This window comes from Nitrospirillum amazonense, assembly GCF_007828035.1.
Lineage (GTDB): Bacteria > Pseudomonadota > Alphaproteobacteria > Azospirillales > Azospirillaceae > Nitrospirillum > Nitrospirillum amazonense.
The window spans coordinates 1-14844 of the sequence record NZ_VITV01000013.1; the positions used below are offsets into that span (position 1 = coordinate 1).

The following is a 14844-nucleotide window of genomic DNA, read 5'->3' on the forward strand; positions in this document are numbered from 1 at the left end:
GCGAAGCCTTCAGCCTGCGCCTGGAGTACAACGGCGAATACCGCCACGACTACCAAAGCCACGGCGGCGTCCTGCGCGCCAGCTGGAGCTTCTGATCAGGCGCTACAACACGGTGATCGCGGCCAGCGTGTCCTCCGTCAGCCGGCCTTGCCCGTCGAGGTGGAGACGCCACCCGGTCGCGCGTGCGGGGAGGGCGGTGGGAAGGGGAAGAGCCAGGCCCGCCTAACCTCAGGGCGTGGTGAGTGGCCGATGGCTGGGTCGAGAGGGCAGGGATGGGGATCAGGGTTCCGGCACCATCCTCGCCACCTCCCCCGCCGCGCTGGCCGGTCCCCGTGCAGCACGGCGAGTCCATGGGCGTGCCGGCGGGCGGGGTGGTGACCGGCGGTATGCCTAGCGCCGCCGGCGGCGCCTCTGACATCGGCTGGCCATTGGGGATCAGGGTCGGGGCGTCCTCCTCCAGAAAGGTGAAGGGGGGCAGGCCACGCTGCCAGGGGCTGGCCGCCAGTTGCGGCGCTTGGCGCTGTTGGTCCGCACCCGTGGCGCTGCCGCTGCCGAACAGGCGGGAAAGGAATCCGGGGGTGCCGTGATTGTCGTTCATGGCGGGGCGTCCTTAAATATGGCGATGGCGGAAGAGATAGGGGCCGACCAGACCCGCCTCGATGGCCAGACTGGTGGACGGGGATGGCTGACCCGCCAGCGGCAAGGTGGCGATCACCTGTCCATCGCGCAGATGCCAGGCCGGGGTGGAGCCCTGGGCCATCCGAACCTCGATCCGGCCGTTCCGCCGGGCGGCTATGTGCAGGTGGCGCCTGCTCAGGCCGACGCGCTCAATGAAGGTGGCGCTTGGGGCCTGGTCTGCGCCGGTCAGCACCAGACTGCCCGGCTGTGTCAACAGGCCCACCACCAGGCGCCCGGGCGTCCCGTCGCCAGCGCGGCCCAATTCCCCGCCCTCCGCCGGCAGCGTTAGCACCATGGGGTCCGGCAGGGGAAGGAAGCCATGATAGTGGTCTTGCAGGCCCGTCGGCACGGCTGTCAGGTCGATGCCCCCGGCCACGGTGGCGGGCGCCTGGATGACGGACCAGTCGACCTCCCCCGGGAGGGCGAGGAACGGGCTCTCAGGCTTCTTGGCACTGGCGCACAATTGGACGCAGGCACGCCCGGCGATGTCGGCGCGACGAACCGGCTGGCCGCTGGCCGGGTCCAGTCGCAGGGTATAGCGCTGGATGTCCCCAGCTGGTGACAGGCGGGGCAGGGCGATGGCGGCCACTTCCAGGCCCACCACGCTGCGCACCCGCCCGCCGATGATCAGGGTAGCGTCACCGTCGGCGACGGGGCCTTCCATCGGGTCAGTGGCCGCGGCGGCCCGCGGCGTGGCCGGCGCGGCGACCAGCTTGGGGGCCGGCGGGGCGCGCGGCTGTGGGAAGGGGCCTCGTCCACTTCCTCCGCCGGCATCTTGGTATCGGCGGGGCGCATCTGGACTGGGCGGGGTGACAGGGTGATGCTGACGGTCGCGGGTGATGCGGTGGGGTCGTCGCCGTCGGGGCTGGCCCCCTCGAAGACGTAGGTTTCCGAGCCGTCGGCTCCGATCCGGGGCGGGATCTCATCATAAAGGCCGTCCGCCCGCTCGATGACGCCCCGGCCGAACTTGACGTCGATACGGAGAGATCGCACGGCGTCGCGCCCCAGAGCGGCCAACTCGGGCATGACGATGGCGCCGTCGGTCTCGGTGGCTGAGAATTGGAGGTATCGGGTATCCTGGAAAACCGCGATGGGCCGCTGGACCAAGTCCCAAGATCGCTGAACCAAGGCGACTTCCAGCAACGGGGGCACGGCCAGGGTCTTGGTTTCCCCGTTGCTGTAAATCGGCGCGACACAGTGACCCTTCAATAGAATCAAATGGATACCGTGCCGATCGGCGTACAAGCTACACGCTGACTAACAACCCACAGCTCAAGCGGAGCGCCAGCATGCCTATCAAAAGCGTCCTGAGAAGGCGTGGCTCGGCTTACGCTTACGCTTGAAAAGGGCGCAGACGCCGATGCCCTACGTGAGATGATCAGCTTTGCCGCCGAGCGGTTGATGGAACTGGAGGTCCAAGCGCTGGCCGGCGCCGGCCACGGCAAGCGGTCGGCCGACCGACTGCTCCAACGCAACGGCTACCGTGAGCGCGACTGGCACACCCGCGCCGGCACGGTGGAACGTAAGCGGTGCGTGCGCTCCACCGGCGTAACGGTTGACGGCTGTGTGAGGAAATCGACGGCCGGGTGAAGACCTTCCTGGACGGCTCCTGGAGGGCGACTGGCCTTACCTCTGGATCGACGCCACCTATGTGAAGGTCCGCCAGAACGGCCGGATTATCTCGGTGGCCGTCACCATCGCCGTGGCGGTCAACACCAACGGCAGGCGGGAGATCCTCGGCATGGACATCGGCACCTCCGAGGCCGAGACCTTCTGGGTGGAGTTCCTGCGCAAGCTCAAGCGCCGCGGCTTGGGCGGCGTCAAGCTGGTCGTCTCTGATGCCCATGAGGGCATCAAGGCTGCCGTCGCCCGCGTGTTCCGCGCCACCTGGCAGCGTTGCCGCGTGGGGCCGTTGAAAAAGCCTGCCATCGGTGATTCCCTGTCCTGGCAAGCCGGTGGTGGGAGGCGGGGATGCTGGTGCAGCGCGGTCCGGAGCAGTACGAGTTCTTCGCTGGTTCTTTGCGCGACCTTGTCCCTGGCGACCACGTCCTGGCCCGCGTGGGCCGCGTCCTGGACCTCTCGTGGCTGCGGGCGGAGGTCGCCGACCTCTACAGCCCGGACAACGGCCGACCGGGCATCGACCCGGAGGCGGCACTGCGGTTCATGCTGGCCGGGTTCCTGCTCGGCATCGTCCACGACCGCCGCCTGATGCGCGAGGCCGCTGTCAACGTCGCGATCCGCTGGTTCGCCGGCTACGGCCTGACCGAGGGCCTGCCGGACCATTCCAGCCTGACCCGCATCCGGCAGCGCTGGGGCGAGTTGCGGTTCCGGCGGGTGTTCGAGAGGACGGTCCAGGCCTGCTTAGCCGCCAAGGTGGCCAAGGGCGAGGTGGTCCACGTCGACGCATCCCTCATCCGGGCCGACGTCAGTTGGGAGGCCCTGGCCAAGCGCTGGGTCGACAAGGTGGGCGAGGAGAATCCCGTGGACGAGGCCGAACGGGATTCCAAGAAGACGGGCAAGTACAAGAAGGTCTGCACCACTGACCCCGACGCCAGCATGGCGACCAGTGGTCGACGGCGACGCTTGGAACCCTCCTACAAGCAACACACGTCCGTGGACGATGAGGCCGGGGTAGTGCTGGACGTGCACGTCACCACGGGCGAGGATAACGAAGGCGCGGAACTGGTGCCTGCCCTCGACAGGGTCGAGGCGCTAACTGGCGCCAAGGTGGCCACCGCCACAGCGGATGCCGGCTACGCCTACGCCAAGGTCTACGGGCAGTTGGAGCGCCGTGGGACCCAAGCCGTGATTCCACCCAAGGCCTAGCCGATCCGTTCGCCGGTGCCCATGCGCCGGTTTCGCTACGACGCCCGCCACGACATTCTGAAGTGTCTGCGCGGCAAGGTCCTGAAAGCGGGTCGGGCGGTGAAGCACGGCCGGTTCTTCACCTCACGCGCCCGGGATTGCAGGCGTTGCGACCTGCGTAAGCTGTGCCTTTCGGGCGGCCGGGCCAACAAGGCCGTGGTGGTCGGAGATGACTACCCGGCGCTGCTGCGGGCGCGCCGACGCCGGGAGCAGTGGACAGACATGGACCGTGAGTTCTACCGCCGCCACCGTTGGAAGGTGGAGGGCGTCCACGGCGAGGCGAAGAGCTGGCACGGACTCGCCCGCGCCGTGCGCCGGGGCCTCTGGAACATGCGGGTGCAGGCCTATCTGGCCGCCGCCGCGATCAACCTCAAGCGGCTGGCCATGGCCGTGCTCGTGTTTTGGGCGGCGCTGACCCGTGCCGCCGACGTCGTCACCAACACGCGAGCCGCGGTTGCCTCACCCGCCCAGCGCCCCGCCTGAGTCTGAGAGGGGATATTCAACGGCCCCCGCGTCCATTTTATGCGCAACGCCTTGGCCCATGCCGGCAAGCAGGGGCGCCGCGTCGTGGCCGCCTTCATCGGCACCGCCTTCGCCCAGGACGATGCCTCCGCCGCCCGAACCCAGTGGCGTCAGGTCGCCGACCAACTCCGCCCCAAGGTCGGCAAGCTGGCCGCCCTGATGGACGAGGTAGAGGATGACGTCTTGGCCTTCATGTCCTTCCCCGCCGCCCATAGGGCCAAGCTGCACAGCACGGGTGAGATCAGCCCGTAGTGGGGATACAGCGCTACGCCGCCTGATCATTCGTTCCGGACGGCATCGGGCCGCTGCCGCGCCCGGTCCGCTCGTGGGTGGACCTGCCACTGGGCGACGAAGTGCTCATAGGCCTGCTCGGCTTGCCGGGCCACCGCCATCTCCTGGTCGCGCAGGGCTTTGACGTTGTAGGCGTGGGCGGGGCCCGCCTTGTTGCCCTTGCGCTGGGGTTGGCCCGCTTGGAGTTCCATGCCCCTTGTCTTGGCCGCCACCAAGGCCGGACGTGCCCAGCGGTAGTCCTCCTCCCGGGTCAGCACATGCCAGCACAACACCGTCAGTTTGCGCGCCACGGCGACGGCGGCGATCTGGTGGCCGCGCCGGGCCCGGATGCGCACGAAGAAGGCATGTAACGGGCCCGGCGCCTTGGCTACCGCCCAGACGGCCTCCACCAGCATGGCGCGGGCATGACTGCGTCCGACCTTGCTGATCCGGCCGTGGTGGGCGGCGCCCAGTCCCGATTGGCGGACACGGGGGTTGAGGCCGAAATAGCTCACCAGCTTTTGCGGGCTGGCGAAGCGGCGGATGTCGCCGATCGCCGCCACCAGGCCGCTGGCCACCGCCAGGTTCACACCGGTGATGGTGATCGGCCGCCGGATGGCCGGATCATCCAGCGCCCCCTGGGTGATCTCCCGGTCCAACGCCTTCTGGAGCGCTTGGCCCTTGAGCATAGCAAGCCATGTTTTCCAATTGTGCTAAACCTCAGTTTGACGATGTTCCCTGACAGCTGCCGGGTAAGCGTCGTCTGCCGGCTGCGGCGCGAGCGGGTTGATCCTGGCGCCCGGCTCAGGATGCTTGGTCGATGTTCCAGGGCGGCAAGGAAGACACCACGGTGGGCGACACGGTGCCGGCTGACGGCGGTGCTTCAACCAAGTGCACCGGCATGAAAGACGGCACCGCCGGGGTGAGCTCACCGTTCTTGATCTGACGGCGCCAGCGGTAGATCAGGCTGCTGCACACCCCATGGCGACGCGCCACCGCCGCGACGGCACCACGACCGCCACGGGCCTCGCCGACCAGGTTAATCTTCTCCTCGGCCGAATAGGCGCGCCGCCCGCCGGCACCGGTGATGACTTCGATACGTTGGACTGCCACGGTGCAAACCACACTGCTTGCCACGATGCTACGCCGGTCACACCCGTGAGCGCTGCCGACACGTAGCTTTCAGCACGCAGCCCACCTTCCTACAAGGCAGCCCTCAGACGACGCTTACGCTGCCGGTGCCCCTCGCGGCAATTCTCAACGGGCCCGTGTTCAGCGGATATCCATGGGATTGGATGTTCGCAGGAAAAAAAGCCTGCGGCCATTCCACCGCCCCGCGCTTAGCCTAATGAGAGCAGCAGCCAGCTATGAGCATCCGAGGATGCGAAGCAGAGTGTGGCTTACTGTCGCCAGGGTAAATCCGCTTTTTTTTGCGGGTGCCATGGCCCTCCGGCTAGTGGCGGCTTGGCCATCCTAGCCCCGGCGTATTTCAGGCTGCCTAGCAGCCTATGATTGAGGTGGAGGTTATGATGGCACGCCCAAGAAAAGCCGATGGCGATCGGCGCCGGCAAATCACGATTTGGCTATCCAACGAGGAGCGGCGGGCAATTGGAGGCCGTGCGGAGGCCATCCGGTTGTCCTTCAGCGATTATATCCGACGGGCCGCCTTAGGCCGGCGCCTCACGGCTGCACCGTCCATTGTCAACCTGGCGGCCTGGGAAGAATTGTCCAACCTATCCACCAATTTGCGCGAAATCCTGTTGTATACGCGCGAATGGTGCGACCTGGACGAAGCGGGGCTAATGGGCCAAATCATTGAAATCCAGATGCAGATTGAGAGGCTGGGCGCCACGCTGATCGGCGGAGGCGATCCAGATGCTTGAAAAAATCGGACGTGGCGCAGACATGCGGAGGCTGCTGGAGTATCTTTTGGGCGAGCTGGATCATGCAGGCCGCAAACGTGACCGGGTGGCCGTCGTCGGAGGCACGGTGTCGAGCGGCAATATCCTCACCATGACCTTGCAATATAATGCTCTCCGGCGTCTCCGCCCCAACCTGATGCGGTCAGTAATGCACTGTAGCCTCCGCTCCTCGCCTGGTGACCGGTGGCTGACTGACCAGGAGTGGGCCAGTATTGGTAAGAAATGGGCGCAGGCGATGGGCTATCAAGCCTATACGATTGTGCGCCACGATCAGCCTGATGGCGATCATATTCATATCGCTGCGAGCCGTATAAACGCTGATGGTTCAGTTGTGCCCGATAGCTGGGACTTCCGGCGCGGTGAGTTGGTTGTGAGAGACCTCGAAAAGGAACTGGAACTTTGCCAAGTCGCGCGTTCCCATCTGCTTGCACCTGAAAACGTCATGACTGAGTCGATGGCTTTCTCTCAGATAGATATCCAGCAGGCCCTTGCGGGTAAGCGCGTTCCTCGGGTTGAGATAGCCGCCGCCATCAACAGAGCCCTGGCCAAAGGAACAACCACCTTCACTGAATTCGTAGCCTCTATGCGAAGGTCTGGTGTTGTGGTGTGCCCCAAAATGTCGCGTCAGAGCACCGATTTATCTGGCCTTTCCTTCGAACTTGACGGGGTGGTACTGCGGGGAGGTGCATTAGGCAAAGGGTATAGCGTCTATAACCTGTTCAAGAAGGGGCTCAGTTATTCGTGGAGCCGAGATCAGCAGGCAATCCGCGATTGCCTGGACATGGTCACTCTTCTCGCAGCCGCCGGCTCTGGAGGTTCTGGTCGCAACGATGAATCAGATCGGTACTTCCCCAGCGATCTTCCAGAAAAAAGCCTTCCATTGAATGATGACGATGTCCCTTCGCCATTTTGAATTGGGGCCTGCCGCGCGACAAACAGGATGAGAGCTCATTACCCAATCCCGAAACCCGCCGAACGCTCCCTGCGCGGCATCGCGATCAACAGGAAGAGCTTCCTGTTCCTGGGCGGGTGGCGATGGGTCAGCACTCCACCATTTCGTCCTGTTCGAGGCGGAGTGCGTGTCGGGACGACAAGGCCGCCGCGAACAGTCTGCCGCAATTCGTGCCGCTGGTGTGCTTTGCATAGCACCAGGATCACCGGCGACATCTTCTCCAGGTTGATCTGGTGCATGCCGGCGGGGATGACGGCCACGTTCTCGGAGGCGCGCCGGGTCCAGTCGATGAAGTGGAAGCGATCCTCGTTGCGGCGGTCCTCCACAGCGCGGTTCTTCTCGAACGCGTGGGAGTCGAAGCCGGCATATTCCACGGCCAGCGAATGGTCCACGATCAGTTGCGTGGGCACCGCCGGGTTGACCTCGGCGGGGTCACCGCCCTGGCCGGCGATGGCGTCACGCAGGCTCGCCAGGTCCACCAGGGCCGTCTGGCCCAGTATGTCATGGCAGACGACACGGGCGGGGTACCAGGGGAAATCCAGGTCGCGCCGCCGCTCCACCAACTGACGCAAGGCGTCGGTCAGTACGGCGGGGTCGCAGCGGCGCACCAACTGCTCCGCCAGCACGTGGCAGACATAGGACAACCCGGCCCAGGCGCCGGAGCGGAGGATGTCCACGGCGGCCAGCGCGTCGAAATAGTCCAGCGCCGTGCCGGGCTGCGGCTTGCGATAGGGGGCGTTCATGGCAGGTTTGCCCTCAACGGCGCTGGTCGATGGCCACGAAGGCGGGGCTGTCCAGCCCGCCATAGTTGGCGCTGAGGCGGATGATCTTCTTGTCGATGCGTTGCTCGATGATGTGCGCCGCCCAGCCGGAGGTGCGGGCGATGGCGAACAGCGGCATGAACATGGCGGTGGGCACGCCCATCATGTGATAGCTGAGAACCAGTCGAGGTTGGGGAATATGCGCTTCACCTCCTACATCACCGCCTCCAGCCGGCGGCGATGTCGAACATGCGGGTGGAGCCCGCCTCCACCGACCGGCTGTGGGCGACGCGCTTGATGACCTCGTTGCGCGGGTCGGAGACGGTGTAGACCAGGTGGCCGAAGCCGATCACCTCCCGGCGCTCCACCGAGGCGCGGATGTCGGCCTCTGCCTCGTCCGGCGTCCCGTAGCGCTTTTGGATCTCGAAGGCGACCTCGTCGGCGCCACGTTGCTTCAGCCCAGCATGCCGATGGCGCCGGCGATGGCCAAATGACCCAACTGGGCCTCCTCCGACAAGCCGAATGGTCACACGCCCAGGAATTCCGAGCCACGTGGGGGCTGCGCACCGCTTACGAATGGAATGTGAACGTCGTCTGCGTAAACGCCCTCCGTGCCGCTTTCGCGGTGAAATAGGCCATTGGAAACCGAGCATCAGTTCGTGGCCTGGTTCACCCAGACGACATCACCATCAACGGCATAGAGACGGCATCCCGGATGCTTTTCCGAGCAACCGGTCATGGCCTGGGCGATAGGATCAAAGGTGCCGCTGGAGAAATACCATCCGCCATCCGGCGCGATGACAAAAGCCTTGGGACGGTGGAGCGTGGTGTATCGGATATAGCCCTCTCGCCCACGACCATCCAGATAAGGCACAGCCGTTGCGTTATCGATGGTGGCGAAACCGCTGGGGGCCGGTGCCGGCGTTGGGCGTGTCCAAACGACATCATTGTCCACCGCATAAAGTTGGCACCCCTCGGTCACCTTTCGACACGCATCCAGCCCGCGGGCGATCGGGTCGAAACCCTGGTCGAAGGCGCCGGAGAAACCATGCGGCGCCAAGATGAAGGCGCGAGGCAGCGGTTTCGTCAGGAATTGCCGGTAAAGCTCTCGCCCCTTATCGTTCAGATAGGGCACCGCGTCCACGTCGGTGGCGGCGGCGTATCCGCTGGCGGGCGGAAATGGCGTTGGCAGGTACTCCGGATGTAGGTTTTGGCTGGGCAGCCCCTGCTCCGAAAGGAAAGCATCAACCTGGGGCACCCAGATCGCCAAGCCTTCCGTGTAGCTTAATAGCTGGTGGGAGTCGTCCATGAATGTGCCGACATCCACGAGGCGGGCATTGCCGCCGGCCTCGGTGTACCGTTCATGCATCAGGCGCCAGGTGGTGGGCGGAAACAGGCTGTCATTATCACCGTAGAACCAGATGCTGGGAATGTGGGTCAAGGCGCCCAGTTGCGCTGCCCCTTTCGCCAAGGATTCGCGGCCGCGATCACAATCCCCCTCAACCATGCCGCCCGCGAAATTGATCACCGCTTTGACTCCCGGGGGATTGAAGGCCGCGAACGCCAAGCTGTTCCAACCGCCGAAGCTCTGGCCGGCGACGACGATACGGTGAAGGTCGATGGCTTGGTTGTCAGTCAAGGCGACCGCGGCCGCCAGGATATCCTTGGCATCCTCTACCGCCGTTCCAGCCAAATTGCAGCCATGTGTCTGGATCCGGCCCCCAGACCCGGCGAACCCCCGCATCATGGGCAACAGGACCGCGTACCCCCGGGACAGAAAATAATAGGCGGCGAGGGACGCGCTGTAGCGCGGCATGTCTTTTGGGGACTGGCGCCGTTTAGCGGAGCCATGGTTCATGATGGCCAGGGGAAAGGGCCCAGGCCCATCCGGCAGCAACAAGGTAACCTGCAATTGCGCCGGCCGTTCCGGATCACCAGGCACCATCAGGACCTGTTCATGCCAGGGCGCTGGCGGTAAGGGGCGCGGATCCGTCGTGTCCATCGCATGCGCAGCATTAATGGCGCCACCAAGAAAGCCGGCAATGAAGGCTGCGATGATGATGTGGAGAATAATCGCTGGTTTCATAATCCTATATGATCCGCACGCCTTTGGTGTTGAGTTCCGGCTTGGTCCAGAAGTTGGCACTGGTGTACTTGGCGAAGATGTCAGGCGGCAGGCAGGTTTTCCGCTCCCGGTATTCCACCCTCTCCCGAACCTTGTGCAAGCCGGGCATGCCAAGGAGGGCGTCGTAGTCCGGCTCGTCATAGACGACGTTCTCGAAATCGTGAGCGAAGGGCGCCTCCCCCAGAGCTTCATAGAGGCGGGACAGCGTGCGCTCCGGCGCGTTGACCAGATGGTCGTAAGGCACGACGATCAGACGGTGCGCCTGGCTGCCGAACCACGCCTCCCGCAGAGTGCTCCAGGCCAGGCCGATTAAGCCGCTGTCGGAGTTCATCAATGTTTCCACACGCGCGTAGACCGAGGCGCCAGGCTGGAAATTGAACACGCGCGATAGCTGCAGCGGATTCTTGTTCAGCATGTGCTCAATGCTGTCGATGATCCAGCTGACATCCCGCACGCAACAGATGATACGGCTGTCGGGGTAGAGTTCGCCCAACACCGACGCACGGCCCGTCCAGGTGCGGTTGGTATCGAACACGATACTGCCCGCAGGCACATCCGCGTAATAGGACTTGAAGACGCCGCGCAGCATCGCGGCCCGGCGGTCATCATCGAAGAAGACGCCGAACTCACCCCCCACCATTTTCTGGTGCAGGGTCCCGCACAGCATGGCGACGGGGCTGGTCATGGACGCGTAGAATCGGGGATTCTGCCGCAGCAGGGCGGATAGCAGCGTAGAGCCGGCGCGGGGCAAGCCGGAGATGGCGTGGACTGTGTGAGTCATTTGAACCGTCGTGGCAAGCTCGCCGGCGTCGGGGCACGCCGGCCGTCAGTGCAGGTGTCAGCGGCCCCTGGCCGTCAGGAGGAGCAGTTAATTTGATGCTCCCCTCATGCATTTACTCGGAATTTCCGCGGTGTAACTTGGATCTGGATTCCCAGGAATGTTGTCGTTAAATTTATTCTTATCTATTGGCTGGTATCCATATCTGGCACATGCTTTTAGACATTCGCCCAGATTCCTTACTTGGGGGTCGCCTTCCTCGAGGAAATAGTCTCCGGACCTGCAGGCAACAATGTCGCCATGCTTATCGATGAGATCAATTTTGTCATTTGATGTGCAAGAAGCAAGTGAAAGAGCAAGCAAAACCGAAATTTTATAAAATGAATCTGATATATATTTTGAATAAATATACGAATTTAGGCGATACATCATATCAACCTGCGCCGGTTATTTAATATTCATGTCGCGCGGACACTCAATGAATTCCATCCCTGGACCTGTCTTCCAGGGTACCTGCGCCGCTCAAGAGCGGCGCAGGCTGCGGGTGCTGCGGTCAGTGGCCGCTGGCGGCCAGGAGGGTTGAAGCCTGGGCGTCGTCGTTGGCGGCGACCAGGGAGGAAACCGACGAACCGCTGCTGTCGAAGGCGGCCGTCGCCTGGGTCAGCTGGGCCAGGTTGGTAGCGTCGCCATAGAGGCTAGTGCCGCCGCTGACATCGGTCGCGTCCAGGGCGCGGTTGTTGGCGCCCAGGGCGTAGTACATGACCGAGGCCTGGTCGCTGGTGTCGGCGAAGCCCAGGGCATGGCCGATCTCATGCAGCAAGGTTTGCGACAGGGTCGCGTCCGTGCCGGCGTAGACCTGCTGCCCGCTGGTGTTGGTGACTAGGGCCGCCTGGTCGGTGCTTTCCACCCGCACCGTGGCATGGGCCAGGGCCCCATCCTTGGCGGCGTAGGTGGTGTAGCCGACGATGCCGGTGCCGTCCGTTCCCAAGTCGGCGGCATCGATCTGGATGTTGGCCTTGGAGGGGTCGCTGACCTCCTGGAAGGTCAGGCCCGTGGCCTGGGCCCAACTGGCGAAGGCCTGGGCGGCGGCAGCTTCGTCCACGCCGGTGCCCACGCTCCAAGTAACGACCTGGCTGTCCCACTTGGCCCCTTCCAGCACCGCGCTGCCCGTGCCATCGGTGGCTGCAGCATCGGCAATGGACGCCGCCTGCTTCAGCCCGGCCTCGGCCGCGGTGGCGCCCGGCTGGTTGCTGTTGGCCAGGTCATAGGACGCGATGGCCCCAACGTCCTTGCCCACCGCCGCCTTCACCGTGGCGCCGCTGCCAGCGAAGCCGTAACCGCCGTAGTAGCCATAGGAGCCGCCGCCGCCGGTCCAGCCGCCGCCATCCTCATCGCCGGCACCGTCCGAGGTGCCGTCGCCGGCATAATTCCCGCCGGAGAAATCGACATTGTCCGAGGTGTTGCCCGAGACACTGTCATAGCTGCCGTCAACGTCAATGTTATCGTTGGAGCCGGCATTGATGCTGTCGTAGCTGCCGTCGATGTCGTCACCGGAGATGCCCGACAGCAGGTTGATGTTGTCGTGTGAAGCGGTGATATCGTCGTTGTTGCCCACCACGCCAAAATTATCGCCGGTGCCGGTGAAGTCCACTGAGGTGCCATCGCCGGCCACATTGGCGTAGTCGTTGCCGGTGTCGTTGTTGACCTTCTGGTCCGTGCCGTAAATTCCCAGATAGGAGTCGCTATTGGGATCAAGGTTGACGGTGTCGTGGGAACCGGAGACGTTGCCGCTGAAGCCGGCGGCAGCGTTGATGTCGTTATTGCTGCCGTTAATCCCAGCCCCCGTGACGTTGGAAACCATGTTGACGGTATTGTCGGACGTATTCACCGACACGTTGGATCCGATCAAACCGACACTGTCGCCGTTGCCGTTGACCGTGACAGAGGAATTGGCGCCGATATTGACCAGATCGTGCGAGGCGTTCGCCGTGTCGTTCGAGCCATAGAAAACGGCAATGGCGCCGCTGTTCGTCGCCATGTCGTCGGTGTTGTTGTCGCCATAGACCCAAATGGTTGAGTTGCCGGACTCAATGATCGTGTTTCCGCTACCGCTGATAACAACGCTGGAGCCAGCGGCCACATTGATGGTCTGGTTTGACACGGACACTGTGCCCGCATTACCACTCACGTCCATAATTCAGTCTCTCCGTTAAGGTTACACCGTGCCTGCGCCGCTCTTGAGCAGCGCAGGCTGCGGGTGCTGTGGTCAGTGGCCGCCGGCGGCCAGGAGGGTGGAGGCCTGGGCGTCGTCGTTGGCGGCGACCAGGGAGGAGACCGACGAACCGCTGCTGTCGAAGGCGGCGGAAGCCTGGGTCAGCTGGGCCAGGTTGGTGGCACCGCCATAGAGGCTGGTGCCGCCGCTGACGTCGGTCGTGTCCAGGGCGCGGTCGTTGGCGCCCAGGGCGTAGTACATGACCGAGGCCTGGTCGCTGGTGTCGGCGAAGCCCAGGGCATGGCCGATCTCATGCAGCAAGGTTTGCGACAGGGTCGCGTCCGTGCCGGCATAGACCTGTTGCCCACTGGCGTTGGTGACCAGGGCCGTCTGGTCGGTACTCTCCACCCGCACCGTGGCGTGGGCCAGAGCCCCATCCTTGGCGGCGTAGGTGGTGTAGCCCACGATGCCGGTGCCGTCCGTTCCCAAGTCGGCGGCATCGATCTGGATGTTGGCCTTGGAGGGGTCGCTGACCTCCTGGAAGGTCAGGCCCGTGGCCTGGGCCCAACTGGCAAAGGCCTGGGCGGCGGCAGCCTCGTCCACGCCGGTGCCCACGCTCCAGGTGACGACCTGGCTATCCCACTTGGCGCCTTCCAGCACGGCGCTGCCCGTGCCAACGGTGGCTGTGGCACCGGCGATGAACGCCGCCTGCTTCAGCCCGGCCTCGGCCGCGGTGGCGCCCGGCTGGTTGCTGTTGGCCAAGTCATAGGACGCGATGGCCCCAACGTCCTTGCCAACCGCCGCCTTCACCGTGGCGGCGTTGCCGGCGAAGCCATAGCCGCCATAATAGCCGTAGAAGCCGCCACCACCATCCCAGCCACCGCCATCCTCGTCGCCCACGCCGCCCGAGGTGCCATCGCCACTGTAGTCACCCCCAGAGAAGTCGACATTGTCCGAAGAGTTGCCGTTGACATGATCGTCCGATCCGTCAACATCGAAGCTGTCGTTTGATCCGGCATTGAAGGTGTCGTAGCTGCCATCGAAATCATCGCCGGAAATGCCCGACAGCAGGTTGATGTTGTCGTGCGAGGCGGTGATGTCGTCGTTGTTGCTGACGACGCCGAAATTGTTGCCGGTGCCGGTGAAGTCCACAGAGGTGCCGTCGCCGGCCACATTGGCGTAATCGTTGCCGGTGTCGTTGTTGACCTTCTGGTCCGTGCCGTAGATGCCCAGATATGAGTCGCTGTTCGGGTCCATGTTCACGGTGTCATGCGAACCCTGGACGTTGCCGCTGAACCCAGCGCCCGCGTTAATGTCATCGTTGTTGCCGTACACCACCGACCCGGTGACGTTTGACGCCATGTTGACGGTATCGTCGGATGCGGTCAGGGAGACGTTAGCACCGATCAGGCCGAGATTGTCGCCGCTACCATTAACTGTAACGGAAGAGTTGGTGCCGACATTGACTGAATCGTGCGAAGCGTTCACCGTCTCATTGGAGCCGTAGAACACGGCGATGGCACCACTGTTAGCCGCCATGTTGTCGGTGTTGTTGTCGCCGTAAACCCAAGCCGTGTTGCTGCCTTGCTCGGAGATCGTATTGTTCGATCCTCCAATAATAGCAGTTGATCCAGAGGTAATGTTTACGGAGGAATCGGCAGCATAAATATCGGCACCGGTTCCGGAAACGGAAATAGATTCAGGGCCGTTTTGCGAAATATTTTGGGTCTCAGAAAGTATTTCACCTGAGTTATTACTA

At 63.8% G+C, this 14844-nt stretch carries 13 protein-coding genes and 3 pseudogenes; 5 read left to right on the plus strand and 11 right to left on the minus strand.

Features of this window, described 5'->3' with window-relative positions; all coding sequences use genetic code 11:
- Window positions 1-610 precede the first annotated feature (610 nt).
- Window positions 611-1342 (minus strand): hypothetical protein, encoded by a 732-nt coding sequence (locus FBZ87_RS25240; protein WP_145613360.1) that lies wholly within the window; start codon window positions 1340-1342, stop codon window positions 611-613.
- Complete coding sequence (locus FBZ87_RS25245; protein WP_145613361.1) at window positions 1306-1806, minus strand: hypothetical protein; 501 nt, start codon at window positions 1804-1806, stop codon at window positions 1306-1308. Before FBZ87_RS25245 ends, FBZ87_RS25240 begins: the two co-directional genes overlap by 37 nt.
- Window positions 1807-1995: 189 nt before the next feature.
- On the opposite strand from FBZ87_RS25245, the pseudogene FBZ87_RS25250 reads away from it, so the two are divergent.
- From FBZ87_RS25250 to FBZ87_RS25260, 3 pseudogenes are all read left to right on the plus strand, one after another.
- Window positions 1996-2584: pseudogene (locus FBZ87_RS25250) on the plus strand (transposase); the annotation flags it as partial.
- A 65-nt stretch (window positions 2585-2649) separates the two neighbouring features.
- Window positions 2650-4026, plus strand: a pseudogene (locus FBZ87_RS25255) (transposase).
- A gap of 27 nt (window positions 4027-4053) precedes the next feature.
- A pseudogene (locus tag FBZ87_RS25260) lies at window positions 4054-4308 on the plus strand (transposase); the annotation flags it as partial.
- 35 nt (window positions 4309-4343) lie between these two features.
- Here FBZ87_RS25260 and FBZ87_RS25265 read toward each other — a convergent pair.
- Together FBZ87_RS25265 and FBZ87_RS25270 are read right to left on the minus strand one after the other, a co-directional pair.
- Window positions 4344-5024, minus strand: coding sequence for a transposase (locus tag FBZ87_RS25265; protein WP_211107180.1), 681 nt, complete (start codon window positions 5022-5024; stop codon window positions 4344-4346).
- Window positions 5025-5139: 115 nt separating this feature from the next.
- A complete protein-coding gene (locus FBZ87_RS25270; protein ID WP_211107182.1) occupies window positions 5140-5448 on the minus strand; it encodes a transposase in 309 nt (102 codons plus the stop codon).
- A 395-nt stretch (window positions 5449-5843) separates the two neighbouring features.
- Here FBZ87_RS25270 and FBZ87_RS25275 point away from each other — a divergent pair, with 395 nt between their 5' ends.
- A complete protein-coding gene (locus FBZ87_RS25275) occupies window positions 5844-6218 on the plus strand; it encodes a plasmid mobilization protein (RefSeq protein ID WP_145613363.1) in 375 nt (124 codons plus the stop codon).
- Window positions 6211-7170, plus strand: a complete 960-nt coding sequence (locus FBZ87_RS25280) for a relaxase/mobilization nuclease domain-containing protein (protein WP_145613364.1) — start codon at window positions 6211-6213, stop codon at window positions 7168-7170. The genes FBZ87_RS25275 and FBZ87_RS25280 overlap by 8 nt, the downstream gene beginning before the upstream one ends.
- 38 nt (window positions 7171-7208) lie before the next feature.
- On the opposite strand, the gene FBZ87_RS25285 is transcribed toward FBZ87_RS25280, so the two are convergent.
- From FBZ87_RS25285 to FBZ87_RS29355, 7 genes are all read right to left on the minus strand, one after another.
- The gene (locus FBZ87_RS25285; protein WP_246134597.1) at window positions 7209-7952 is read right to left on the minus strand and encodes an aconitase family protein; all 744 of its coding nucleotides are present in this window, start codon (window positions 7950-7952) and stop codon (window positions 7209-7211) included.
- A 13-nt stretch (window positions 7953-7965) separates the two neighbouring features.
- Entirely contained in the window at window positions 7966-8136 is a 171-nt protein-coding gene (locus FBZ87_RS30255; RefSeq protein ID WP_425465738.1) for a citrate/2-methylcitrate synthase, read from the minus strand.
- 52 nt (window positions 8137-8188) lie between these two features.
- Window positions 8189-8500 (minus strand): citrate/2-methylcitrate synthase, encoded by a 312-nt coding sequence (locus FBZ87_RS30260; RefSeq protein ID WP_425465739.1) that lies wholly within the window; start codon window positions 8498-8500, stop codon window positions 8189-8191.
- A gap of 122 nt (window positions 8501-8622) precedes the next feature.
- A complete protein-coding gene (locus FBZ87_RS25295; protein WP_145613365.1) occupies window positions 8623-10056 on the minus strand; it encodes an alpha/beta hydrolase family protein in 1434 nt (477 codons plus the stop codon).
- A 4-nt stretch (window positions 10057-10060) separates the two neighbouring features.
- Window positions 10061-10876, minus strand: a complete 816-nt coding sequence (locus tag FBZ87_RS25300) for a sulfotransferase family protein (protein ID WP_145613366.1) — start codon at window positions 10874-10876, stop codon at window positions 10061-10063.
- A gap of 550 nt (window positions 10877-11426) precedes the next feature.
- Window positions 11427-13034, minus strand: coding sequence for a matrixin family metalloprotease (locus FBZ87_RS25305; RefSeq protein WP_186454970.1), 1608 nt, complete (start codon window positions 13032-13034; stop codon window positions 11427-11429).
- 105 nt (window positions 13035-13139) lie between these two features.
- Window positions 13140-14624: a matrixin family metalloprotease gene (locus FBZ87_RS29355; RefSeq protein WP_186454971.1), complete on the minus strand. Its 1485-nt coding sequence runs from the start codon at window positions 14622-14624 to the stop codon at window positions 13140-13142.
- Between the last annotated feature and the right edge of the window lie 220 nt (window positions 14625-14844).